General features: G+C 59.2%; 27 protein-coding genes. 16 read left to right on the top strand and 11 right to left on the bottom strand.

The annotated features are described in order from the left end of the window. Positions 1-29 precede the first annotated feature (29 nt). Positions 30-551 (bottom strand): ribosome biogenesis factor YjgA, encoded by a 522-nt coding sequence (gene yjgA / locus CX511_RS21355; RefSeq protein WP_045184762.1) that lies wholly within the window; start codon positions 549-551, stop codon positions 30-32. Positions 552-659: 108 nt separating this feature from the next. Between yjgA and pmbA the strand changes: the two genes are divergently transcribed. The 6 genes from pmbA (at position 660) to CX511_RS21325 (ending at position 5,992) form a co-directional block, all read left to right on the top strand. Next, a complete protein-coding gene (pmbA, locus tag CX511_RS21350) occupies positions 660-2,006 on the top strand; it encodes a metalloprotease PmbA (RefSeq protein ID WP_045184764.1) in 1,347 nt (448 codons plus the stop codon). 214 nt (positions 2,007-2,220) lie between these two features. After that, positions 2,221-2,622 carry a FagA protein gene (locus CX511_RS21345; RefSeq protein ID WP_082071350.1) on the top strand — a complete coding sequence of 134 codons (402 nt, stop codon included), beginning with the start codon at positions 2,221-2,223 and terminating at the stop codon, positions 2,620-2,622. Next, entirely contained in the window at positions 2,615-3,991 is a 1,377-nt protein-coding gene (locus CX511_RS21340) for a class II fumarate hydratase (RefSeq protein WP_101292930.1), read from the top strand. Before CX511_RS21345 ends, CX511_RS21340 begins: the two co-directional genes overlap by 8 nt. A gap of 20 nt (positions 3,992-4,011) precedes the next feature. Continuing rightward, complete coding sequence (locus CX511_RS21335; protein WP_045184769.1) at positions 4,012-4,473, top strand: DUF2753 family protein; 462 nt, start codon at positions 4,012-4,014, stop codon at positions 4,471-4,473. Positions 4,474-4,475: 2 nt separating this feature from the next. Beyond that, on the top strand, positions 4,476-5,087 hold the full coding sequence (locus CX511_RS21330) for a superoxide dismutase (protein WP_101292931.1): 612 nt from the start codon (positions 4,476-4,478) through the stop codon (positions 5,085-5,087). A gap of 11 nt (positions 5,088-5,098) precedes the next feature. Continuing rightward, positions 5,099-5,992 carry a ZIP family metal transporter gene (locus CX511_RS21325; RefSeq protein WP_101292932.1) on the top strand — a complete coding sequence of 298 codons (894 nt, stop codon included), beginning with the start codon at positions 5,099-5,101 and terminating at the stop codon, positions 5,990-5,992. Positions 5,993-6,010: 18 nt separating this feature from the next. Here the strand turns inward: CX511_RS21325 and CX511_RS21320 are convergent, their stop codons facing one another. The 10 genes from CX511_RS21320 to CX511_RS21275 form a co-directional block, all read right to left on the bottom strand. Then, complete coding sequence (locus tag CX511_RS21320) at positions 6,011-6,283, bottom strand: HPr family phosphocarrier protein (RefSeq protein ID WP_045184778.1); 273 nt, start codon at positions 6,281-6,283, stop codon at positions 6,011-6,013. A gap of 20 nt (positions 6,284-6,303) precedes the next feature. Beyond that, entirely contained in the window at positions 6,304-7,158 is an 855-nt protein-coding gene (gene rapZ / locus CX511_RS21315; RefSeq protein WP_045184781.1) for an RNase adapter RapZ, read from the bottom strand. A 2-nt stretch (positions 7,159-7,160) separates the two neighbouring features. Continuing rightward, a complete protein-coding gene (ptsN, locus tag CX511_RS21310) occupies positions 7,161-7,625 on the bottom strand; it encodes a PTS IIA-like nitrogen regulatory protein PtsN (protein ID WP_045184784.1) in 465 nt (154 codons plus the stop codon). 12 nt (positions 7,626-7,637) lie between these two features. Beyond that, on the bottom strand, positions 7,638-7,946 hold the full coding sequence (hpf, locus tag CX511_RS21305) for a ribosome hibernation-promoting factor, HPF/YfiA family (protein WP_028942831.1): 309 nt from the start codon (positions 7,944-7,946) through the stop codon (positions 7,638-7,640). 77 nt (positions 7,947-8,023) lie between these two features. Continuing rightward, entirely contained in the window at positions 8,024-9,517 is a 1,494-nt protein-coding gene (locus tag CX511_RS21300; RefSeq protein ID WP_045184787.1) for an RNA polymerase factor sigma-54, read from the bottom strand. A gap of 179 nt (positions 9,518-9,696) precedes the next feature. Next, positions 9,697-10,422, bottom strand: coding sequence for an LPS export ABC transporter ATP-binding protein (gene lptB, locus CX511_RS21295; RefSeq protein WP_038996944.1), 726 nt, complete (start codon positions 10,420-10,422; stop codon positions 9,697-9,699). Beyond that, complete coding sequence (gene lptA, locus CX511_RS21290; protein ID WP_045184794.1) at positions 10,423-10,950, bottom strand: lipopolysaccharide transport periplasmic protein LptA; 528 nt, start codon at positions 10,948-10,950, stop codon at positions 10,423-10,425. Then, positions 10,937-11,509, bottom strand: coding sequence for an LPS export ABC transporter periplasmic protein LptC (gene lptC, locus CX511_RS21285; RefSeq protein ID WP_045184797.1), 573 nt, complete (start codon positions 11,507-11,509; stop codon positions 10,937-10,939). Before lptC ends, lptA begins: the two co-directional genes overlap by 14 nt. An 8-nt stretch (positions 11,510-11,517) precedes the next feature. Further along, positions 11,518-12,042, bottom strand: a complete 525-nt coding sequence (locus CX511_RS21280) for a KdsC family phosphatase (RefSeq protein WP_045184801.1) — start codon at positions 12,040-12,042, stop codon at positions 11,518-11,520. Further along, a complete protein-coding gene (locus CX511_RS21275; protein WP_045184802.1) occupies positions 12,043-13,017 on the bottom strand; it encodes a KpsF/GutQ family sugar-phosphate isomerase in 975 nt (324 codons plus the stop codon). 245 nt (positions 13,018-13,262) lie between these two features. Between CX511_RS21275 and CX511_RS21270 the strand changes: the two genes are divergently transcribed. The 10 genes from CX511_RS21270 to hisC all read left to right on the top strand — a co-directional run bounded on the left by CX511_RS21270 (position 13,263) and on the right by hisC (position 21,190). Continuing rightward, on the top strand, positions 13,263-14,072 hold the full coding sequence (locus CX511_RS21270) for an ATP-binding cassette domain-containing protein (protein ID WP_045184804.1): 810 nt from the start codon (positions 13,263-13,265) through the stop codon (positions 14,070-14,072). Beyond that, complete coding sequence (gene mlaE / locus CX511_RS21265) at positions 14,072-14,869, top strand: lipid asymmetry maintenance ABC transporter permease subunit MlaE (protein ID WP_045184807.1); 798 nt, start codon at positions 14,072-14,074, stop codon at positions 14,867-14,869. Before CX511_RS21270 ends, mlaE begins: the two co-directional genes overlap by 1 nt. Next, positions 14,869-15,339: an outer membrane lipid asymmetry maintenance protein MlaD gene (mlaD, locus tag CX511_RS21260; protein WP_045184809.1), complete on the top strand. Its 471-nt coding sequence runs from the start codon at positions 14,869-14,871 to the stop codon at positions 15,337-15,339. Before mlaE ends, mlaD begins: the two co-directional genes overlap by 1 nt. Positions 15,340-15,348: 9 nt before the next feature. Beyond that, positions 15,349-15,999: an MlaC/ttg2D family ABC transporter substrate-binding protein gene (locus CX511_RS21255; RefSeq protein ID WP_045184812.1), complete on the top strand. Its 651-nt coding sequence runs from the start codon at positions 15,349-15,351 to the stop codon at positions 15,997-15,999. After that, the gene (locus CX511_RS21250) at positions 15,996-16,301 is read left to right on the top strand and encodes an STAS domain-containing protein (protein ID WP_101292933.1); all 306 of its coding nucleotides are present in this window, start codon (positions 15,996-15,998) and stop codon (positions 16,299-16,301) included. The genes CX511_RS21255 and CX511_RS21250 overlap by 4 nt, the downstream gene beginning before the upstream one ends. 115 nt (positions 16,302-16,416) lie before the next feature. Beyond that, a complete protein-coding gene (locus CX511_RS21245) occupies positions 16,417-16,656 on the top strand; it encodes a BolA family protein (RefSeq protein ID WP_028942843.1) in 240 nt (79 codons plus the stop codon). Positions 16,657-16,680: 24 nt separating this feature from the next. Further along, positions 16,681-17,946, top strand: a complete 1,266-nt coding sequence (murA, locus tag CX511_RS21240) for a UDP-N-acetylglucosamine 1-carboxyvinyltransferase (RefSeq protein ID WP_045184816.1) — start codon at positions 16,681-16,683, stop codon at positions 17,944-17,946. Between the two features lie 107 nt (positions 17,947-18,053). Continuing rightward, the gene (gene hisG / locus CX511_RS21235; RefSeq protein WP_045184819.1) at positions 18,054-18,689 is read left to right on the top strand and encodes an ATP phosphoribosyltransferase; all 636 of its coding nucleotides are present in this window, start codon (positions 18,054-18,056) and stop codon (positions 18,687-18,689) included. A 126-nt stretch (positions 18,690-18,815) separates the two neighbouring features. Continuing rightward, on the top strand, positions 18,816-20,141 hold the full coding sequence (gene hisD / locus CX511_RS21230) for a histidinol dehydrogenase (RefSeq protein WP_045184821.1): 1,326 nt from the start codon (positions 18,816-18,818) through the stop codon (positions 20,139-20,141). A 2-nt stretch (positions 20,142-20,143) separates the two neighbouring features. Then, positions 20,144-21,190 (top strand): histidinol-phosphate transaminase, encoded by a 1,047-nt coding sequence (gene hisC / locus CX511_RS21225; protein WP_101292934.1) that lies wholly within the window; start codon positions 20,144-20,146, stop codon positions 21,188-21,190. Positions 21,191-21,278 lie beyond the last annotated feature (88 nt).

Genomic DNA, 21,278 nt, shown 5'->3' with positions numbered 1-21,278 from the left:
CGGGCAGGGTGCCTGCCCGGTTGCGAAGATCAACGCAGGCCGCGTTGGATCTCGTCGAGGTCGCGGATGTACTTGAAGATCTTACGGCTGGCAGTCGGCGTCTTGTTGGTTTTCAGCTCGTGCTGGGCCTGGCGGATCAGTGAGCGCAGTTGCTGGCGATCGGCGTCCGGATACTCCTGGACGAATTTCTCCAGAACTTCGTCGGTGCCGTCGATCAGGCGGTCGCGCCAGCGTTCAAGGTTATGGAAGCGCTCGTTGTACTGGCGCGAGGAGGCGTCGAGCTGGTCAAGAAGCGCAGTGATCGCGTCGATGTCCTGGTCACGCATCAGTTTGCCGATGAACGACCGGTGACGCCTTTTGGCTTCGTTGGCCGTGTGCTTCTTGTGCTCTTCAAGAGCCATGCGCAGTTCGTCGGTCAACGGCAGTTTGGCCAGGGTATCGGGCTTGAGCGTGGTAAGGCGCTCGCCCATATCGACCAGCGCCTGCATCTCGCGCTTGATTTGGGTTTTGCTTTTTTCGCCGTCAAAGGCGGTGTCGTAAGAATCAACCATGGGGGCAGTCCGCTGAGAATCGCCGCCATGATAACCAGTCGGGGGCCGCTTGTCCGGTCCGGTCGTAGATTGACCCGCGCCGAACGCAGAATTTGAGTGGAGAAAACCATGAGTGCAGTCCAGAGCGTAGGTCCACAGGCCCTGCCGGCGTTGCAGGAACAGGTCGAGCAGATTATTGCCGAGGCCAAGCGCCAGGGAGCCAGTGCCTGTGAAGTGGCGGTATCGCTGGAACAGGGGCTGTCGACCTCGGTGCGCCAGCGTGAAGTGGAGACCGTGGAGTTCAATCGCGACCAGGGTTTTGGCATCACCTTGTATGTCGGCCAGCGCAAAGGCTCGGCCAGCACCTCGGCCAGCGGCAGCGAGGCCATTCGCGAGACTGTTGCTGCGGCCTTGGCGATTGCCAAGCACACTTCTGAGGATGACTGTGCCGGGCTTGCAGACCCGGCGTTGATGGCGCGTGAGCTGGCAGATTTCGATCTCTATCACGCCTGGGACATCACCCCGGAGCAGGCTATTGAAAAGGCGCTTGCCTGCGAGGCAGCGGCTTTCGATGCCGATGCGCGAATCAAGAACGCCGACGGCACCACGCTCAATACTCACCAAGGCTGCCGGGTCTATGGCAATAGCCATGGCTTTATCGGTGGTTATGCCTCGACCCGTCACAGCCTGAGCTGCGTGATGATCGCCGAAGCTGAAGGCCAGATGCAGCGTGATTACTGGTACGACGTCAATCGTCAGGGTGAGCTGCTGGCTGATCCGCGCAGCATTGGTCAGCGCGCTGCGCAGCGGGCCGCCAGCCGCCTGGGCGCGCGACCGGTGCCGACCTGCGAAGTGCCGGTGCTATTTTCCGCGGAGCTTGCTGGCGGCCTGTTCGGCAGCTTTCTGTCGGCGATCTCGGGTGGCAACCTGTATCGCAAGTCGTCGTTCCTGGAAGGAACGATGGGCCAGCGCCTGTTTCCGAGCTGGTTGACCCTGGATGAGCGTCCGCACCTTATGCGGGCGCTAGGCAGTGCGGCGTTCGATGGGGACGGCCTGGCCACGTATGCCAAACCGTTCGTCGAAAAAGGTGAGTTGGTGTCCTATGTGCTGGGTACCTATTCCGGGCGCAAGTTGGGCTTGCCGAGCACCGCCAACGCCGGTGGTGTGCATAACCTCTATGTCACGCACGGGGTCGAGGATCAGGCCGCCCTGATTCGGCGTATGGGGCGCGGATTGTTGGTGACCGAGCTGATGGGCCATGGTCTGAACATGGTGACCGGTGATTATTCCCGTGGTGCAGCAGGCTACTGGGTGGAGAACGGCGAGATTCAATTCGCTGTTCAGGAAGTGACCATCGCCGGCAATATGAAAGACATGTTCCAGCAAATTGTCGCGATCGGTAATGATCTTGAAACCCGTAGCAACATTCACACAGGCTCGGTACTGATCGAGCGTATGACCGTCGCCGGCAGTTGACCTGTGGCAGCGGGACTTGCCCGCAATCGACCGCCCGGCGGTCGTAATCCAGGCAGCTCCCTAGTTGCAGGTGCACCGGCCTCATCGGCAGGCCGCTCAAATCGTTGAACCCCACCATCAAGCCCGGCCATGTGTCGGGCTTTTTGCTTTTATTCTTTCACCTTCTTGAACTGATTATGATTATCACTTAATAATGAATATCATTATCTAGGTGATGATGTTCATGAAACCCGTCCTTCACGAATTGCCCTACCTCGAAAACTGGCGCTGGCTCAGCCGCCGTATCCGTTGTGCGATGGAGCCGGATGAACCGCGGCTGATCGAACATTACCTGGCCGAAGGTCGCTACCTGGTGTGCTGCACCGAGACCTCGGCCTGGACCGTCGCCCTGACCTCATTGCGCCTGCTCCTGGATACCGCCTGCGATCGCATGCTGCCCTGGCATTGGCGTTGCCTGTGCCTGGATCAGGCCTGGAAGCCACTGTTGCAGCTGCGCAAGCTCGACGGTGGTGAGCATGGCCAGCGTTGGCAGCCTCTTGCCCTGCAATTGGCGAACTGCACGCTACTGCCTTCGATTTCTTTCGCTGAACTGATGCAAGGACTTGATGATGAGTAATACCCGTATCGAGCGTGACAGCATGGGTGAACTGCAGGTACCGGCAGAAGCCCTGTACGGCGCCCAGACCCAGCGCGCGGTGAACAACTTTCCGATCAGTCAGCAGCGCATGCCGACTCAATTCATTCGTGCGCTGCTGCTGGCCAAGGCCGCTGCGGCCAAGGCCAACATCGAGCTTAAACAGCTGAACGAAGGGCAGGGCCTGGCCATCGTCAAGGCGGTCGAGCAACTGCTGGCTGGCGACTTCATCCAGCATTTTCCGGTGGATATCTACCAAACCGGTTCTGGTACCAGCTCGAACATGAATGCCAACGAGGTGATCGCTACCTTGGCCAGTCGCCTCCTCGGTGACACGGTCAACCCCAATGATCACGTCAATTGCGGCCAAAGCAGCAACGACATCATTCCGACTACTATCCATGTCAGTGCCGCCTTGGCGTTGCACGAACAATTGCTGCCAGCGCTCAACTACTTGGTCCAGGTCATCGAACGCAAGGCCGAAGACGTTCACCCGTTCATCAAGATCGGCCGTACTCACCTGATGGATGCCATGCCGGTGCGCATGAGTCAGGTGCTTGGCGGCTGGGCGGCGCAGATCAGAGCGGCCGTAGGTCATCTGGAGTCGACCTTGCCGGCCCTCCAGGCGCTGGCTCAGGGTGGGACCGCCGTGGGCACGGGCATCAATGCCCACCCCGAGTTTGCCGCACGGTTCAGCCAGCAGCTGAGTGAACTGACCAGCGTGTCGTTCACACCCGGGCAGAATCTGTTTGCCCTGATCGGTTCTCAGGACACCGCCGTGGCCTTGTCTGGCCAGCTCAAGACCACCGCTGTGGCCCTGATGAAAATTGCCAACGACTTGCGCTGGATGAACTCGGGCCCCTTGGCGGGCCTCGGTGAAATCGAGCTGGAAGGTTTGCAGCCGGGCTCTTCGATCATGCCAGGTAAGGTCAACCCGGTGATCCCGGAGGCCACCGCCATGGTTGCCGCCCAGGTCATCGGCAACGACGCGACCATTGCTGTGGCCGGCCAGTCGGGCAACTTCGAACTTAACGTGATGCTGCCGATCATCGCCCAGAACCTGCTGAGTAGCATCGAGTTGATGGCCAATGTCAGCCGCCTGCTGGCCGACAAAGCGATCGCCAGTTTCAAGGTGAACGAACCCAAGCTCAAGGAAGCGCTGGCGCGTAACCCGATCCTGGTGACTGCGCTGAACCCGATCATCGGCTACCAGAAGGCCGCCGAAATTGCCAAGACGGCTTACAAGCAAGGCAGACCGATCATTGAGGTAGCCCTGGAGCACACTGACCTGCCGCGCAGCCAGCTGGAAGTGCTGCTCGACCCGGAAAAGCTCACTGCTGGCGGTATCTGATAGCGCCCTGGAGGTTTGTCATGCAGCACTGGAAACGCACCACCGAGATCGCCAACCGGCTGTTCGACCAAGGCGAATTGGTCGATGCCCGCGAGTTGTATCTGCAGGCCCTGGCCCTGGCCCAGGTGTTGTTCGAGCGCTGGCATGACGCCGATGAGGCGGTGGCTGTGTGTGTCATTGCCCATCACAACCTGGCCGACCTGCATTTGCGCTTGAATCAGCCGCAGGAGAGCGCGGAGTACCTCTGCGCTATCCATCAGCGGCTTTTGCAGGCCATGCAGGACCAGCGCCTGGTGCCAGCGCTGCGCGAAGCGGCGCTGCGTCACAGCGGTAAAACCTACACCGAATTGCTCAACTTCATCAGCGAGTACGGCCAGTACCCGCGAACTGAACGCTTGCTCCATAGCCACGACCCGCAACCGGCAGCACTCGCCGTTAAGGAACGCGCCGGGTCTTCAGCACTTCATTACGGAATCCACTGACTATGCCTTATACCTTGCCTGCATTGCCCTACGCCTACGATGCGCTGGAACCGCACATCGACACCCAGACCATGCAGATTCACCACAGCAAGCACCACCAGACTTACATCAATAACCTCAATGCGGCGGTAGAAGGCACGAAGTTTGCCGAGTGGCCGGTGGAAAAACTGGTCGCCAGCGTCAAGCAACTGCCAGACACACTGCGCAATGCGGTGATCAACCAAGGGGGCGGTCACGCTAACCACTCACTGTTCTGGACAGTGATGTCGCCTAAGGGGGGTGGTCAACCTCAAGGTGCAACTGCCAAGGCAATCGAGGAGCAACTGGGAGGTTTCGAGGTCTTCAAGGATGCTTTCACCAAGGCCGCATTGACGCGTTTTGGCAGCGGCTGGGCCTGGCTGAGTGTGACCCCGGAGAAAAAGCTGATAGTAGAAAGCAGTGGCAACCAGGACAGCCCGCTGATGAACCGCAACACGCCGATTCTAGGTCTGGATGTCTGGGAGCATGCGTACTACTTGTTGTACCAGAATCGCCGTCCTGAATACATCAATGCCTTCTACAACGTGATCGACTGGTCCGAAGTCGAGCGCCGTTATCTAGCCGCCCTGGTGTGAGTCATTTCGGTATGCGCACAGATGTGATGTCCGTAAGTGGCGTACGCCTGTTTCGTCTGGCCCTTGGAACCCTGTTGCTGCTGGTGGGCAGTGCCTTGCTGGTGGCGCAGGGTATCGCCTGGCTGGACCTTGAGCCGCGCATGATGCGCGCGCTCGAAGGCGGTGCTCTGTGTGCATTGGGGACCGCGCTGGGCGCGGTGCCGGTGCTGGTGATCCGCAGCATGCCGGTAGCGTTGGCAGATACATTGCTGGGCTTTGGCGCTGGGGTGATGTTGGCGGCGATGGCCTTTTCTTTGATCATGCCCGGCCTGGATGCTGCGCAGGCCATTGGTTTGGATCAGTGGGGCGCAGGCGCGCTAATCAGCTTCGGCGTGTTGTTCGGGGCGTTCTGTCTGTACCTGGTCGATCTCAAGGTATCGGGTGCTTCGCCCGGAGCCTTGGTGGGCCCTGCCCAGCAACCGGTGATTGCGGCGCGGATATGGGTGTTTGTCATTGCCATCATCGCTCACAACATCCCAGAAGGTATGGCCATCGGGGTGTCGGCGGGTGGCGGTATGCCGGATGCCGACAGCTTGGCCATGGGTATTGCCTTGCAGGATGTACCCGAAGGTCTAGTTATTGCACTGGTGTTGGCCGGGGCAGGGATGGCCCGGTTCAAGGCCTTTGCCATTGGTGCAGCGTCTGGATTGGTCGAGCCGGTGGCGGCAGTGATATGTGCCTGGCTGGTGAGCGTAGCGCAGCTGTTGTTGCCGCTGGGCTTGGCCTGTGCGGCCGGAGCAATGTTGCTGGTAGTGACTCAGGAGATCATTCCCGAATCACGTAGCAACGGCCATCATCGTCTGGCGAGCCTGGGGCTGTGCATTGGCTTCTGTTTGATGATGGTGATGGATACGGCGTTGGCGTGAGGGGAAAGCGGGGGGCGGTCATTCGCCTTCGTCAAAGTAGTTGTTGATCAGTTCGACCAGGGCATCGAGCGCTGCGTCTTCATCTTCGCCTTCGGTCTGCAGGTGTACCTGGGTGCCTTTGCCCGCCGCAAGCATCATCACGGCCATGATGCTCTTGCCGTCGATCAGCCGGTCCGGTGCGCGGCCTATACGTACCGTGCAGGGGAAGCGTCCGGCCACGCCAACGAACTTTGCCGCAGCCCGGGCGTGCAGCCCCAGCTTGTTGATGATGGTGATTTCACGAGCGGGCATCGCGGCGGTGGTCCTGTGGGCTAGAGGTCGCGGTGGCGAACCTGGACATTCTTCAAGGATTGCTGCAGCAACTGGCCCACGCGTTCGGTCAGGTAAACCGAACGGTGGTGTCCACCGGTACAGCCAATGGCAATAGTCACATAGGCGCGGTTGCTGGCGGCAAAGCGTGGCAACCATTTGAGCAGGTAGCTGGAGATGTCCTGGAACATGTCTTCGACATCAGGCTGTGCTGCCAGGTAGTCGATGACCGGTTGCTCCAAACCGGAGTGCTCGCGCAGCTCCGGCTTCCAGTAGGGGTTGGGCAGGCAGCGCACATCGAACACCAAGTCGGCGTCTACGGGCATGCCTCGCTTGAAACCGAAGGACTCAACCAGGAACGCGGTGCCAGGCTCCGGTTGGTTTAGCAGGCGTAGCTTGATCGAATCACGCAACTGATACAGGTTCAGGTTGGTGGTATCGATTTTAAGGTCGGCGAGGTCGGCGATCGGCCCCAACAGCTCAGTCTCGTCCTTGATCGCCTCGGCCAGCGAGCGATTGGCGTTGGTCAGCGGGTGGCGCCGACGGGTTTCCGAAAAGCGCTTGAGCAGGGTCTCTTCATCGGCATCCAGGTACAGCACATCACACTGGATATGACGGCCACGGGCTTCCTCAAGCAACTCCGGGAAGCGGCTGAGGTGGCTGGGCAGGTTGCGTGCATCAATTGATACCGCCACTTTGGGCTGCATCAGCTCGGTATTGATCAGGGCGTTCTCGGCCAGCTGCGGCAGCAACCCGGCAGGCAGGTTGTCGATGCAGTAGTAGCCGTTGTCCTCAAGGACCGCGAGAGCGGTACTTTTACCGGAGCCGGAGCGGCCGCTAACGATGATCAAGCGCATATTCAGTGCCCGTTCTGTGCTTCCAGAACGACCTGGTAGAGCGCGTCGTTGCTGGTGGCCGCACGCAGCTTTTCGCGTACGTCCTGGCGGTCGAGCATGCTGGCGATCTGGCGCAGCAGCTCCAGGTGAGCATCGGTGGCAGCTTCGGGGACCAGTAACACGAACAACAGGTCAACCGGAGCACCGTCGATGGCATCGAAGTCTATGGGGGCGTCAAGATGTAACAGCGCGCTGACCGGATCTTTGCAGCCTTTGAGGCGGCAATGGGGAATGGCGATACCGTTGCCAAAGCCGGTGGAGCCCAGTTTTTCACGGGCAATCAGGGCTTCGAACACGTCCTGGGTTTCCAAGTCGGGTACTTCTTTGCCGATCAGGTTGGCGATCTGTTCGAGTGCGCGCTTTTTACTGCCTCCCGGCACGTTCACCAGGGAACGGCCGGGGGTCAGGATAGTTTCAAGTCGGATCATGGATGAGGGGGATCAGCGGGCCGCTGCACCTTGCAGCAGGCTTTGCTGTTTTTCCTTGTGTTTTTTCAGTTGACGATCGAGCTTGTCAGTCAAGGCATCGATCGCTGCATACATGTCTGTGTGTTCGGCATTTGCAACAACTTCGCCGCCGGGAATAAACAGCGTTGCTTCAATCTTCTGCTGCAGCTTCTCGACCTTCATGATTACCGTCACATTGGTAATCTTGTCGAAGTGCCCCTCCAGACGTTTGAGTTTTTGCTCGACGTATTCGCGCAGCGGCTGGGTGACTTCTACATGCTGTCCACTGATATTGACTTGCATACAGCTTCTCCTTTGTTGCCCGTGCATAAGAGGCAGGTGTTGCGCCTGCCACTGAACTGCGATGGCTATCTCAGGGGCTACATCAGTCGCTTGCGCTCACTCGACGGTGCAATGCCGAGAGACTCGCGGTACTTGGCGACGGTGCGACGGGCTACCTGGATGCCTTGTGCCTCCAGTAAACCAGCGATCTTGCTGTCACTCAATGGCTTTTTCTGATTTTCCGCTGCAACCAGTTTTTTGATGATCGCGCGAATCGCTGTGGACGAGCATTCACCGCCTTCGGAGGTGCTGACGTGGCTGGAGAAAAAGTACTTCAGCTCGTAAATGCCGCGTGGGGTATGCATGTACTTTTGCGTGGTGACCCGAGAAATGGTCGACTCGTGCATGCCTACCGCCTCGGCGATGTCATGCAGGACCAGCGGCTTCATTGCTTCGTCGCCGTGATCGAGGAAGCCGCGCTGATGCTCGACGATCTGGGTGGCGACCTTCATCAAGGTTTCGTTGCGGCTCTGCAGGCTCTTGATGAACCAGCGGGCTTCTTGCAACTGATTGCGCATGAAGGTGTTGTCGGCGCTGGTGTCAGCACGGCGGACAAACCCGGCGTATTGCGGATTGACCCGCAGACGCGGCACAGCCTCTTGGTTGAGCTCGACCAGCCAGCGATCGCTGTCCTTGCGTACGATCACGTCAGGCACCACGTACTCGGCTTCGCTTGACTCAATTTGTGAGCCAGGACGTGGGTTGAGGCTCTGAACCAGTTCGATGACCTGGCGCAGTTCATCTTCCTTGAGCTTCATCCGGCGCATTAGCTGGCTGTAATCGCGGCTACCGAGGAGGTCGATGTAATCGCGTACCAGGCGCTGGGCTTCGGCCATCCACGGGGTACTGGCAGACAGTTGGCGCAGTTGCAATAGCAGGCATTCGCTGAGATTGCGTGCGCCGATGCCGGCAGGTTCGAATTGCTGAATGCGGTGCAGTACGGCTTCGACTTCGTCGAGCTCGATGTCCAGCTCGGGGTCAAAGGATTCGCAGACTTCTTCGAGGGTTTCGTCGAGGTAGCCCTGGTTGTTGATGCAGTCGATCAGGGTGACCGCGATCAGCCGATCGGTGTCGGACATCGGCGCCAGGTTAAGTTGCCAGAGCAAGTGGCTTTGCAGGCTTTCGCCCACCGAGGTGCGGGTGGTGAAGTCCCACTCGTCATCGTCGTTGCTGGGCAGGCTGCTGGCGCTGGTCTGGTAGATGTCTTCCCAGGCGGTGTCGACGGGCAGTTCGTTGGGGATGCGCTCGCTCCATTCGCCGTCCTCCAGGTTGTCCACAGTTTGCGTGGTTTCCTGGAAGGTGGTTTCCTGGACTTCGGCGACCGGCTTGCTTTCGGCGTTGTCGGCCATCGGGTCGCTGTTGTCGAAGTCGTCGCCTTCCTCCTGGCGTTCGAGCATCGGGTTCGATTCCAGCGCTTCCTGGATTTCCTGCTGGAGGTCCAGGGTAGAAAGCTGGAGCAGTCGGATAGCCTGTTGCAACTGCGGGGTCATCGTCAGTTGCTGGCCCATTCTTAGGACGAGCGATGGTTTCATGGCAGGGGCTTTACACCTTTTTTGCCGGCGCACATGCGCCATCCACTACAAGGGCACCGAAGCGCCAACTTTAAGCAAATTATATGCCTGAAATTGGAGCGTTTGCCTAGGGCACTGTAACAATAAAGCCGGATTTCACCGGGTCAGCAGCCCATGGCAAGCGCTGTGTCGCCTCGAACTTACAAGCGGAACTCGTGGCCCAGGTACACCTCTTTCACCAGGTCATTGGCCAGGATGGTCTCTGCGTCGCCTTCGGCAATCAGTTGACCATCGTTGACGATGTAGGCGGTTTCGCAGATATCCAGTGTCTCGCGGACGTTGTGGTCGGTGATCAGTACACCGATGCCTTTGGCCTTGAGGTGATGGATGATCTGCTTGATGTCGCCGACCGAAATCGGGTCGACACCGGCAAAGGGTTCATCGAGCAGGATGAATTTCGGTGCGGTAGCCAGGGCGCGAGCGATTTCCACGCGGCGACGTTCGCCACCGGACAGGCTCATGCCGAGGTTGTCGCGAATGTGGCTGATGTGAAATTCCTGCAGCAGGCTTTCCAGCTCTTTGCGTCGGCCATCGCGATCAAGGTCCTTGCGGGTCTCGAGGATCGCCATGATGTTGTCGGCAACCGACAGCTTGCGAAAGATCGACGCTTCCTGGGGCAGGTAGCCGATACCGGCACGGGCGCGGCCGTGCATCGGCTGGTGGCTGACATCCAGGTCGTCGATCAGGACACGGCCCTGATCGGCCTGGACCAGGCCGACGATCATGTAGAAGCAGGTGGTTTTGCCGGCGCCGTTAGGGCCGAGCAAACCGACGATCTGGCCACTGTCGATGGACAGGCTGACGTCGCGTACCACTTGCCGACTCTTGTAGCTCTTGGCCAGGTGCTGGGCTTTGAGGGTCGCCATTTACTCGGCCTTCTTCTTCGGCTGGATCACCATGTCGATCCGTGGGCGAGGCGTTGACACCGATCCGCCGCGACCGGCAGTCGCAACCTGGGATTGGGTGTTGTAAACGATCTTCTCGCCTTCAGTGGTGTTGCCATCGCTGGTTTCCACCTTGGCCTGATCCGTCAACACCACCAGGTTTTTTTGCGACTGGTACTGGATCTGCTTGCCGTAACCTTTCATTTTGTCCGGTTTGTCGGCGCTTTGCTGCTGCTCGAAATAGGCAAGGTTACCGACCGAGGTCACGACGTCGACATCGCCATTGGCGGCGCGAGTAATGGTCACGGTGTTGCCTTTGATCATCATCGAACCCTGGGTGATGATGACGTCGCCGGTGTAGGTGGCGACCCCTTTCTTGTCATCCAGGTGCGCGTTGTCAGCCTGGATACGGATAGGCTGGTCACGGTCGTTCGGCAGGGCCCAGGCGCTCGCGCTTCCCAGTGCTGCGCTCAGGCTGAGCAAAAAGGGGAGGGTTTTAACGAGCCTCATACTGTCCTCTTACGTTGGACAGCAGGTCCATCCTGCCGTCTTTCAAATACGCTTTCATTCCATTGCCCGTAGTAACGCCACCGGCGCCGTCGATTTTAACGGCTTGTTCGGTTTGCGCATATTGCTTCTGCGGGAATACCGTCATGCGGCTGGTGGTAATGATCATGGTGCGGTTCTTTTCATCGGTGCGGGCAACCCGTACCGAGTCAATCAATTCCACTTCGGAGCCATCTGGGTTGACCTCGCCCTTTTCGCTCTGCACGTGCCACGGGTAGGTGGTGCCGCGATACAGTTGCAGGTCTGGCGTGGTCAACAAGGTCACTTCGCTGACCTTGAGGTGTTCGACCTTATCGGCCGTCATCTCGTACTGCATTTTGCCATCAGGCAGGAACTGCACGCTGTGGGCGTTGGTGGCGTAATAGTCGATGGCCTTCTCGTCGACGCTGGCGACAGGTTTGTCGAGAAAGCTCTCTGGGCTGATGTTCCAGTAGCCGACGGCCACCAGCAAGGCGGCAATCACACTGAACAGCGCAATAGTGCGAATTTTTTTACTGAACATGTGTCGCTCTACAGGTAGTGGGCGTTGGCCGCGTCGAGATTGCCCTGGGCTTGCAGGATCAACTCGCAAAATTCGCGGGCTGCACCTTCACCGCCACGGGCCTTGGTGATTCCATGCGCGTGCTCGCGGACGAAGGCTGCGGCATTGGCTACAGCCATACCCAGCCCCACACGGCGGATCACCGGTAGGTCAGGCAGGTCGTCGCCCAAGTAGGCGACCTGTTCATAGCTTAGGTTGAGCTGGCCGAGAAGTTCGTCCAATACCACTAATTTATCTTCACGCCCCTGATACAGGTGGGGGATGCCAAGATTCTTGGCCCGGCGCTCGACGACCGGGGTCTTGCGTCCGCTGATGATCGCGGTGGTCACACCCGAGGCCATGAGCATCTTGATGCCCTGGCCATCGAGGGTGTTGAAGGTCTTGAATTCGCTGCCATCTTCGAGAAAGTACAAACGACCGTCGGTCAATACACCGTCAACGTCAAACACCGCAAGTTTGATGGCTTTGCCGCGCTGGAACAGGTCCTGGCTCATTTACATCACTCCTGCACGCAACAGATCGTGCATATTCAAGGCGCCAACCGGGCGCTCGTCCTTGTCGATCACTACCAGCGCGCTGATCTTGTGGTCTTCCATGATTTTCAGGGCCTCGGCGGCGAGCATTTCGGCGCGCGCGGTTTTACCATGGGCAGTCATGACTTCTTCAATGAGGGTGGTGTGCACATCGATGTTGCGATCCAGGCTGCGGCGCAAGTCGCCGTCAGTGAAGATCCCGGCCAACCGTCCGTCGGTTTCGAGGACTACGGTCATCCCCAAACCTTTGCGAGACATTTCAAGTAATGCGTCTTTGAGCAGGGTGCCGCGCTGCACCTGAGGCAGCTCTTGGCCGGCGTGCATGACGTTTTCGACCTTCAGCAACAGGCGTCGGCCCAAGGCACCGCCGGGGTGCGAGAAGGCGAAGTCTTCGGCGGTAAAACCGCGGGCTTCAAGCAGGGCAATGGCCAGGGCATCGCCCAGTACCAGGGCGGCAGTGGTCGAGGAGGTCGGTGCCAGGTTCAGCGGACAAGCTTCCTGGGCGACGCGGGCATCAAGGTTGGCCTCAGCGGCTTTAGCCAGCGCTGAATCCGGGTTGCCGGTCAGACTGATCAGTTGGATACCCAGGCGTTTGATCAACGGCAGCAGGGTGACGATCTCGGCGGTCGTTCCGGAATTGGACAGGGCGAGGATAACGTCGTCGCGGGTGATCATGCCCATGTCGCCATGGCTGGCCTCGGCCGGATGCACGAAAAACGCTGGCGTGCCGGTGCTGGCCAGGGTCGCGGCAATCTTGTTGCCGATATGCCCGGACTTGCCCATGCCAACCACCACGACCCGCCCCTTGCTGGCCAGGATAAGCTCGCATGCCTTGACGAAATCGGCGTCGATGTGGGCTAGCAAGCCCTCAACCGCCTCGAGTTCGAAACGGATGGTGCGTTGCGCGGATTGAATCAGGTCGCTGGACTGGCTCATGTCGAAAATCGGGTTGCCTGATGAAAAGGCGGCGATTATAGCGGTTATGCGCAAATCCCTCACCCTGTGATTGTCATACCATCGCTCTGTTACCTTAACCCTTGCTGAACAAGCACTGCAGTGGCCTTGGGGCGTAGCTATCAGCGATGCTATAGTTCGCCCCCTGTTCGGCCCGCTCAGGGCGTGCGTGCCTCCACGAAGGGGGCGCGCGTCTGAGTGAGAAGGCTGCATCGCAAGGAGTCTAGATGAGCGTTGATAACGCCTACGCGGTCGAGTTGAAGGGTGTGTCCTTCAAGCGCGGTTCGCGCAGCATCTTCAGTAATGTTGATATACGCATTCCCCGCGGCAAGGTCACCGGCATCATGGGGCCTTCCGGGTGCGGCAAGACCACATTGTTGCGTCTGATGGGCGCACAGTTGCGTCCGGCCAGTGGCGAAGTCTGGGTGGCCGGGCAAAACCTGCCGACCTTGTCGCGCAGCGATCTGTTCGATGCACGCAAGCAGATGGGGGTACTGTTTCAGAGCGGTGCGCTGTTCACGGACCTCGATGTGTTCGAAAACGTCGCGTTTCCGCTGCGCGTGCATACCCAGCTGACCGATGAAATGATCCGCGACATCGTGCTGATGAAACTGCAGGCCGTGGGCTTGCGCGGTGCCATCGAGCTGATGCCTGACGAGCTGTCCGGCGGCATGAAGCGCCGTGTCGCTTTGGCTCGGGCGATCGCCCTGGATCCGCAGATCCTCATGTACGACGAACCCTTCGTCGGCCAGGACCCAATCGCCATGGGCGTGCTCGTGCGTCTGATCCGCTTGCTCAACGATGCTTTGGGTATCACCAGCATCGTGGTCTCCCACGACCTGGCCGAAACCGCCAGCATTGCCGATTACATTTATGTGGTGGGTGATGGCCAAGTGTTGGGTCAGGGCACGCCGGACGAGCTGATGGGCTCCGATAACCCGCGCATTCGTCAATTTATGAAAGGCGATCCGGACGGTCCGGTGCCCTTTCACTTTCCTGCGCCGGATTACCGCGCCGATCTTCTGGGGAAGCGTTGATGCGCAGAAAATCCTTACTCGAACGAATTCGTCGCTTTGGCCGCTCGGCCATCGACGTGCTGGCTGTGCTCGGGCGCTCCTTTCTGTTTTTGCTGCACTCGCTGGTCGGGCGCAGCGGTACCGGCGGCGGCTTTCAGTTGCTGGTCAAACAGCTGTATTCGGTCGGTGTGCTGTCGCTGGCGATCATTGTCGTCTCCGGTGTGTTTATCGGTATGGTCCTGGCCTTGCAGGGTTTCAGCATCCTGACCAAGTACGGCTCGGAGCAAGCAGTGGGGCAGATGGTTGCCCTGACCTTGCTGCGTGAACTCGGCCCAGTGGTCACAGCATTGCTGTTTGCCGGACGTGCCGGCTCCGCATTGACGGCGGAAATCGGCAACATGAAGTCCACCGAGCAGTTGTCCAGCCTGGAAACGATCGGTGTCGACCCGCTCAAGTACATCATCGCCCCGCGCCTGTGGGCGGGCTTTATCTCGCTGCCGATGCTGGCGCTGATCTTCAGCGTGGTCGGTATCTGGGGTGGGTCTTGGGTCGCGGTGGACTGGCTGGGAGTCTATGAGGGCTCGTTCTGGGCCAACATGCAGAACAGCGTGTCGTTTACCGATGACGTGCTCAATGGCGTAATCAAAAGCGTGGTTTTTGCCTTTGTTGTGACCTGGATTGCCGTATTCCAAGGCTATGACTGTGAGCCCACCTCAGAGGGAATCAGTCGTGCCACTACCAAGACCGTGGTCTATGCCTCATTGGCAGTCCTGGGTCTGGACTTTATTCTGACCGCCTTGATGTTTGGAGATTTCTGATGCAAAACCGCACCCTGGAAATCGGTGTCGGCCTGTTTCTTCTGGCCGGGATCCTGGCACTGATCCTGCTGGCCCTGCGCGTCAGCGGCCTGTCGGCGAGCCCGAGCAGTAGTGATAGCTATAAAGTTTACGCCTACTTCGACAATATCGCCGGTTTGACGGTCAGAGCTAAAGTGACCATGGCCGGTGTGACAATCGGCAAGGTCACCGCCATTGATCTGGACCGTGACACGTACACCGGTCGGGTGACGCTGCAACTGGAAAAACGCGTAGACAACCTGCCTACCGACTCCACTGCATCTATCCTCACCGCTGGCTTGCTCGGCGAGAAGTACATCGGTATCAGCGTCGGCGGCGAAGAGGCGGTGCTCAAGGATGGTGCAACCATTCACGACACCCAATCGGCGCTGGTGCTGGAAGATCTGATTGGCAAGTTCCTGCTCAATACCGTTGGCAAAGAAGCTAAATAAGGAGTTTCCATGATTTCGATCTTGCGACGCGGCTTGCTGGTGTTGCTGGCGGCGCTGCCCTTGGTGGCTGGCGCGGCTGCCGAATCACCCAAACAGGTGATCGAGAAGACCACCACGCAGTTGTTGGCTGACCTTAAGGCCAACAAGGAGCAATACAAGGCCAATCCAAGTGCCTTCTACGATGCCTTGAACGCCAACCTGGGGCCGGTAGTGGATGCCGACGGTATCTCCCGAAGCATCATGACCGTCAAGTACTCGCGCAAGGCCACCCCGGAGCAAATGAAGCGCTTCGAGGAAAACTTCAAGCGCAGTCTCATGCAGTTCTATGGAAATGCCCTGCTCGAATACAACAATCAGGGCATTACCGTTGGGGCCGAGAAGAAGGACGGTCCTGACCGCGCCAGCGTTGACATGACGGTCAAGGGGAACAGCGGTGCCGTGTATCCGGTGCAGTACACCCTGACCAACCTCAATGGCGAATGGAAAGTGCGCAACGTGATCGTCAATGGCATCAACATCGGCAAGCTGTTCCGTGACCAGTTCGCCGACGCCATGAATCGCAATGGCAACAACTTGGACATGACCATTAACAATTGGGCTGGTGAAGTGGCCAAGGCCAAGGAAACCGCTGAGCAAGAGTCCGAGAAGAAAGCGCAATGACCGACAGCACAATCACCCTCAGTGAGGACGGTGTGCTCAGCCTGTCTGGGGTGCTCGACTACCGTACCGGCCCTGCCCTGCGCAAGCACGGCAGTGCGCTGATCGCGGCGAGCAAGAACGCGGCGCTGGTGCTCGATTGCTCGCAGGTCGAGAAGTCCAGCAGTGTCGGCTTGTCCCTGCTGCTGGCATTCATGCGTGATGCCAAGGCAGCCGGCAAGACTGTCGAAGTGCGGGCGATGCCTCAGGACATGCGCGAAATCGCCGGGGTTTATGACCTTGACGAGGTGCTGGCGGGGCAATGACCGCCAGTCGATGAGCAGCCCCTCTGTCAGAGTCCTCGATTACGGGGTTCGCAGGCGAGGGGCTTTTTTGTATGATGGCCGACCCGCGCGCACAGGGCGCCGATTGAGGTTGAGCATGCAGGCCGTAGAAGTTAAGAACTTCCTTGAAGAAAAGTTGCCGGGAACCCGGGTCGAAGTTGAAGGCGAAGGCTGCAACTTCCAGTTGAACGTGATCAGCGACGAATTGGCGGCCCTGAGCCCGGTCAAGCGTCAGCAGCAGATCTATGCTCATCTTAATCCGTGGATCACCGATGGCAGCATCCATGCGGTAACCATGAAATTTTTCAGCAGCGCAGCCTGGGCTGAGCGCAACTGAGCCTAAATTGGCGGCGAGACAGAAATGGACAAACTGATTATTACTGGCGGCGTTCGTCTTGATGGCGAAATCCGCATTTCCGGTGCCAAGAACGCGGCTCTGCCGATTCTGGCCGGTACTCTGCTTTGCGATGGTCCGGTTACGGTCGGCAACTTGCCGCACCTGCACGACATCACCACTATGATCGAGCTGTTTGGTCGCATGGGCATTGAGCCGGTGATCGACGAGAAGCTCTCGGTAGAAATCGATCCACGCACCATCAAGACCCTGGTCGCGCCGTACGAGCTGGTGAAAACCATGCGCGCCTCGATCCTGGTACTGGGCCCGATGGTTGCCCGTTTTGGCGAAGCCGAAGTAGCGTTGCCTGGCGGTTGCGCCATTGGTTCGCGTCCGGTTGACCTGCACATTCGTGGTCTTGAGGCCATGGGTGCAAAAATCGAAGTCGAAGGCGGTTACATCAAGGCCAAAGCCCCTGAAGGCGGTCTGCGTGGCGCGCATTTCTTCTTTGATACCGTCAGTGTGACCGGTACCGAGAACATCATGATGGCCGCAGCCCTGGCCAAGGGCCGTAGCGTGCTGCAGAACGCCGCGCGTGAGCCGGAAGTGGTCGACCTGGCCAACTTCCTGATCGCCATGGGTGCCAAGATCCAGGGCGCCGGTACCGATACCATCACTATCGATGGCGTTGAGCGTCTGGGTTCGGCGACCTATCGCGTGATGCCCGACCGTATCGAAACCGGCACCTACCTGGTCGCCGCTGCTGTTACTGGCGGCCGAGTCAAGGTCAAGGACACCGATCCAACCATCCTCGAAGCCGTCCTGGAAAAACTCAAGGAAGCCGGCGCCGAAGTTACCACCGGTGAAGACTGGATCGAGCTGGACATGCACGGCAAGCGGCCAAAAGCCGTTAACCTGCGTACCGCTCCGTACCCAGCGTTCCCGACTGACATGCAGGCGCAGTTCATCTCGCTCAACGCCATTGCCGAAGGCACCGGTGCAGTGATCGAGACGATCTTCGAAAACCGTTTCATGCACGTGTACGAAATGCACCGCATGGGCGCGTTGATCCAGGTCGAAGGCAACACGGCCATCGTTACCGGTACCAAGGTTCTCAAGGGCGCGCCGGTAATGGCGACCGACCTGCGGGCTTCGGCCAGTCTGGTACTTTCGGCACTGGTTGCCGAAGGCGATACCCTGATCGATCGCATCTACCACATCGACCGTGGTTACGAATGCATCGAGGAAAAACTGCAGATGCTGGGCGCGAAGATCCGTCGCGTACCGGGCTAGTCTGTGACCGGCGCAGGGACGCGCCAGCCAATTGCTGCACCGAATTGAATGCGGTCGGGCCTCATCGGGCCTGACCGGCTGTAGCCGCATAAGGACCGACGTTTCCCATGTTGACCATCGCGCTATCCAAAGGTCGGATTCTCGACGATACCCTGCCGCTGCTGGCGGAGGCCGGTATTGTGCCGACCGAGAACCCGGACAAGAGCCGTAAACTGATCATTCCTACGACCCAGGACGATGTGCGCCTGTTGATCGTACGGGCTACCGACGTGCCGACCTACGTCGAGCATGGCGCCGCCGATCTGGGTGTGGCTGGCAAGGACGTGCTGATGGAGTACGGCGGCCAGGGCCTGTATGAGCCACTGGACCTACAGATTGCCCAGTGCAAGCTGATGACCGCTGGTGCTGTTGGTGCTGCTGAGCCCAAGGGCCGTTTGCGCGTGGCGACCAAGTTCGTCAATGTCGCCAAGCGTTACTATGCTGAACAAGGCCGCCAGGTCGATATCATCAAGTTGTACGGTTCGATGGAGCTGGCGCCGCTGATCGGCCTGGCGGACAAGATCATCGACGTTGTCGACACCGGTAACACCCTGCGTGCCAATGGCCTGGAACCCCAGGAACTGATTGCCACCATCAGCTCCCGGCTGGTGGTCAACAAGGCTTCGATGAAGATGCAGCACGCCCGCATCCAAAGCCTGATCGACACCCTGCGTCAGGCTGTCGAATCGCGACACCGCGGCTGACTTCTGCGCGCGACCTTCGCTGTCGCGCCCGTCTATCCGCGTCATAGCCAATTTTCTCGGGTGCCCGCGCGGATGGACTGGTAGCTTAGGGCGCCTGAGCATTCGCCATTTATTGAGGCCCTCGCTATGACCACGTCCACTGCAATTGCCCGACTCAATGCCGCTGACCCGGATTTCGCCCGACATCTGGATCATCTGTTGAGCTGGGAAAGTGTCTCTGACGACGCGGTCAACCAGCGCGTGCTCGACATCATCAAGGCTGTGCGTGAGCGCGGTGACGCGGCGCTGGTGGAATTCACCCAGCGCTTCGATGGCGTTGAAGCCACGTCGATCGACGACCTGATCCTCGGTCGCGAGCGCCTGGAACTGGCCCTGACGCGCATCACCACCGCCCAGCGCGAAGCCCTGGAGAAGGCTGCCAGCCGTGTGCGCAGCTACCACGAGCGGCAGAAACAGGACTCCTGGAGCTACACCGAAGCTGACGGTACCGTACTCGGGCAGAAAGTCACCCCGCTGGACCGTGCCGGCTTGTATGTCCCGGGCGGCAAGGCGTCGTATCCGTCTTCGGTACTGATGAACGCGATCCCGGCCAAGGTGGCGGGTGTCGGCGAAGTGGTGATGGTGGTGCCAACCCCGCGCGGCGAAGTCAACGAACTGGTACTCGCCGCTGCCTGCATTGCCGGCGTTGACCGGGTGTTCACCATCGGTGGCGCTCAGGCGGTAGCGGCACTGGCCTATGGCACCGAAAGCGTGCCTCAGGTGGATAAGGTGGTGGGCCCTGGCAACATCTATGTCGCCACGGCGAAACGTCATGTGTTTGGTCAGGTCGGCATCGACATGATTGCCGGTCCTTCGGAAATTCTGGTGGTCTGTGATGGTCAGACTGATCCTGATTGGATTGCCATGGACCTGTTCTCTCAGGCCGAGCACGATGAAGATGCCCAGTCGATTCTGGTCAGTCCGGATGCCGATTTCCTCGACAAGGTGGCTGCCAGCATCGATAAATTGCTGCCGACCATGGAGCGTGCCGAGATCATCAAGACCTCGATCAACGCGCGTGGCGCGCTGATTCAGGTGCGTGACATGCAGCAGGCCATGGAGGTCGCCAACCGCATCGCGCCTGAACACTTGGAGCTGTCGGTGGCCGACCCGCAAGCTTGGCTGCCACACATTCGCCACGCCGGCGCGATCTTCATGGGCCGTCACACCAGCGAAGCCCTGGGCGACTACTGTGCAGGTCCCAATCACGTGCTGCCGACCTCGGGCACCGCGCGCTTCTCGTCGCCACTGGGGGTGTATGACTTCCAGAAGCGTTCGTCGATCATCTTTTGTTCCGAGCAGGGCGCTTCGGAACTGGGCCACACCGCCTCCGTACTGGCCCGAGGTGAATCGCTGACCGCCCACGCCCGCAGTGCCGAATACCGCATCCTTGCCGACAAAGAGGGGAACTGAGCATGAGTAAATTCTGGAGCCCCTTCGTCAAGGACTTGGTGCCTTACGTTCCGGGTGAGCAGCCGAAGCTGGCCAAGCTGGTCAAGCTCAACACCAACGAGAACCCCTATGGCCCGTCGCCCAAGGCGCTGGAGGCCATGCGTGGTGAGTTGAACGACAACCTGCGCTTGTACCCAGATCCCAACAGCGACCTGTTAAAGCAGGCGGTGGCGGATTACTACGGGGTCAAGGGCAACCAGGTGTTCCTCGGCAACGGTTCGGACGAAGTGCTGGCACACATTTTCCACGGTCTGTTCCAGCACGGCGCACCGTTGCTGTTCCCGGATATCAGCTACAGCTTCTATCCGGTTTATTGCGGTTTGTATGGAATTCCCTTCGAGACGGTAGCGCTGGACGAACAGTTCCAGATTAGGGTCGAGGATTATGCCAAGCCCAATGGCGGGATCATCTTCCCTAACCCCAATGCCCCGACTGGTTGCCTGTTGGCGCTGGAGGCTATCGAGCAATTGCTCAAGGCCAACCCGCAATCGGTTGTGGTGGTTGACGAGGCCTACATAGACTTCGGTGGCGAGACGGCGATTAGCCTGGTTGATCGTTATGACAACCTGCTGGTAACACAGACCCTCTCTAAGTCGCGCTCGTTGGCGGGCTTGCGGGTGGGCTTGGCGGTTGGTCACCCTGACCTGATTGAAGCCTTGGAGCGGATCAAAAATAGCTTCAACTCCTATCCGCTCGATCGCATGGCAATCGTGGGGGCCGCGGCGGCATTTGAAGACCGTGCCTACTTCGATGAGACCTGCGGCAAGGTGATCGACAGTCGCCAGCGATTGGTGGGCGAACTTTCTACTCGTGGTTTCGAGGTGCTACCCTCAGCGGCTAACTTCATCTTCGCCCGGCACCCGCAGCACGATGCCAGTGAGCTGGCAGCCAAGTTGCGCGAGCAGGGGGTGATCGTGCGTCACTTCAAGCAAGAGCGTATTGCCCAGTTCCTGCGCATCACTATCGGTACACCGGAGCAGAATCAGGCGCTGCTTGATGCGTTGAACTGATACGGCGTTGTCATCATCGCGGGGCAAGCTCGCTCCCACGGGTCCGGCCCGGTGGGAGCGAGCTTGCCCCGCGATTGCATTCCCGGAA

Source organism: Pseudomonas sp. S06B 330 (genome assembly GCF_002845275.2).
Taxonomy (GTDB): Bacteria; Pseudomonadota; Gammaproteobacteria; order Pseudomonadales; family Pseudomonadaceae; genus Aquipseudomonas.
The sequence above is the reverse complement of the archived record's forward strand: the minus strand, read 5'-3'. Positions and strand labels throughout refer to the sequence as shown.

Bases quoted from the DNA above. Each gene is read 5' to 3' on its own strand.
- yjgA (WP_045184762.1), bottom strand. From the start codon at position 551: ATGGTTGATTCTTACGACACCGCCTTTGACGGCGAAAAAAGCAAAACC.
- pmbA (WP_045184764.1), top strand. From the start codon at position 660: ATGAGTGCAGTCCAGAGCGTAGGTCCACAGGCCCTGCCGGCGTTGCAG.
- CX511_RS21345 (WP_082071350.1), top strand. From the start codon at position 2,221: ATGATGTTCATGAAACCCGTCCTTCACGAATTGCCCTACCTCGAAAAC.
- CX511_RS21340 (WP_101292930.1), top strand. From the start codon at position 2,615: ATGAGTAATACCCGTATCGAGCGTGACAGCATGGGTGAACTGCAGGTA.
- CX511_RS21335 (WP_045184769.1), top strand. From the start codon at position 4,012: ATGCAGCACTGGAAACGCACCACCGAGATCGCCAACCGGCTGTTCGAC.
- CX511_RS21330 (WP_101292931.1), top strand. From the start codon at position 4,476: ATGCCTTATACCTTGCCTGCATTGCCCTACGCCTACGATGCGCTGGAA.
- CX511_RS21325 (WP_101292932.1), top strand. From the start codon at position 5,099: ATGCGCACAGATGTGATGTCCGTAAGTGGCGTACGCCTGTTTCGTCTG.
- CX511_RS21320 (WP_045184778.1), bottom strand. From the start codon at position 6,283: ATGCCCGCTCGTGAAATCACCATCATCAACAAGCTGGGGCTGCACGCC.
- rapZ (WP_045184781.1), bottom strand. From the start codon at position 7,158: ATGCGCTTGATCATCGTTAGCGGCCGCTCCGGCTCCGGTAAAAGTACC.
- ptsN (WP_045184784.1), bottom strand. From the start codon at position 7,625: ATGATCCGACTTGAAACTATCCTGACCCCCGGCCGTTCCCTGGTGAAC.
- hpf (WP_028942831.1), bottom strand. From the start codon at position 7,946: ATGCAAGTCAATATCAGTGGACAGCATGTAGAAGTCACCCAGCCGCTG.
- CX511_RS21300 (WP_045184787.1), bottom strand. From the start codon at position 9,517: ATGAAACCATCGCTCGTCCTAAGAATGGGCCAGCAACTGACGATGACC.
- lptB (WP_038996944.1), bottom strand. From the start codon at position 10,422: ATGGCGACCCTCAAAGCCCAGCACCTGGCCAAGAGCTACAAGAGTCGG.
- lptA (WP_045184794.1), bottom strand. From the start codon at position 10,950: ATGAGGCTCGTTAAAACCCTCCCCTTTTTGCTCAGCCTGAGCGCAGCA.
- lptC (WP_045184797.1), bottom strand. From the start codon at position 11,509: ATGTTCAGTAAAAAAATTCGCACTATTGCGCTGTTCAGTGTGATTGCC.
- CX511_RS21280 (WP_045184801.1), bottom strand. From the start codon at position 12,042: ATGAGCCAGGACCTGTTCCAGCGCGGCAAAGCCATCAAACTTGCGGTG.
- CX511_RS21275 (WP_045184802.1), bottom strand. From the start codon at position 13,017: ATGAGCCAGTCCAGCGACCTGATTCAATCCGCGCAACGCACCATCCGT.
- CX511_RS21270 (WP_045184804.1), top strand. From the start codon at position 13,263: ATGAGCGTTGATAACGCCTACGCGGTCGAGTTGAAGGGTGTGTCCTTC.
- mlaE (WP_045184807.1), top strand. From the start codon at position 14,072: ATGCGCAGAAAATCCTTACTCGAACGAATTCGTCGCTTTGGCCGCTCG.
- mlaD (WP_045184809.1), top strand. From the start codon at position 14,869: ATGCAAAACCGCACCCTGGAAATCGGTGTCGGCCTGTTTCTTCTGGCC.
- CX511_RS21255 (WP_045184812.1), top strand. From the start codon at position 15,349: ATGATTTCGATCTTGCGACGCGGCTTGCTGGTGTTGCTGGCGGCGCTG.
- CX511_RS21250 (WP_101292933.1), top strand. From the start codon at position 15,996: ATGACCGACAGCACAATCACCCTCAGTGAGGACGGTGTGCTCAGCCTG.
- CX511_RS21245 (WP_028942843.1), top strand. From the start codon at position 16,417: ATGCAGGCCGTAGAAGTTAAGAACTTCCTTGAAGAAAAGTTGCCGGGA.
- murA (WP_045184816.1), top strand. From the start codon at position 16,681: ATGGACAAACTGATTATTACTGGCGGCGTTCGTCTTGATGGCGAAATC.
- hisG (WP_045184819.1), top strand. From the start codon at position 18,054: ATGTTGACCATCGCGCTATCCAAAGGTCGGATTCTCGACGATACCCTG.
- hisD (WP_045184821.1), top strand. From the start codon at position 18,816: ATGACCACGTCCACTGCAATTGCCCGACTCAATGCCGCTGACCCGGAT.
- hisC (WP_101292934.1), top strand. From the start codon at position 20,144: ATGAGTAAATTCTGGAGCCCCTTCGTCAAGGACTTGGTGCCTTACGTT.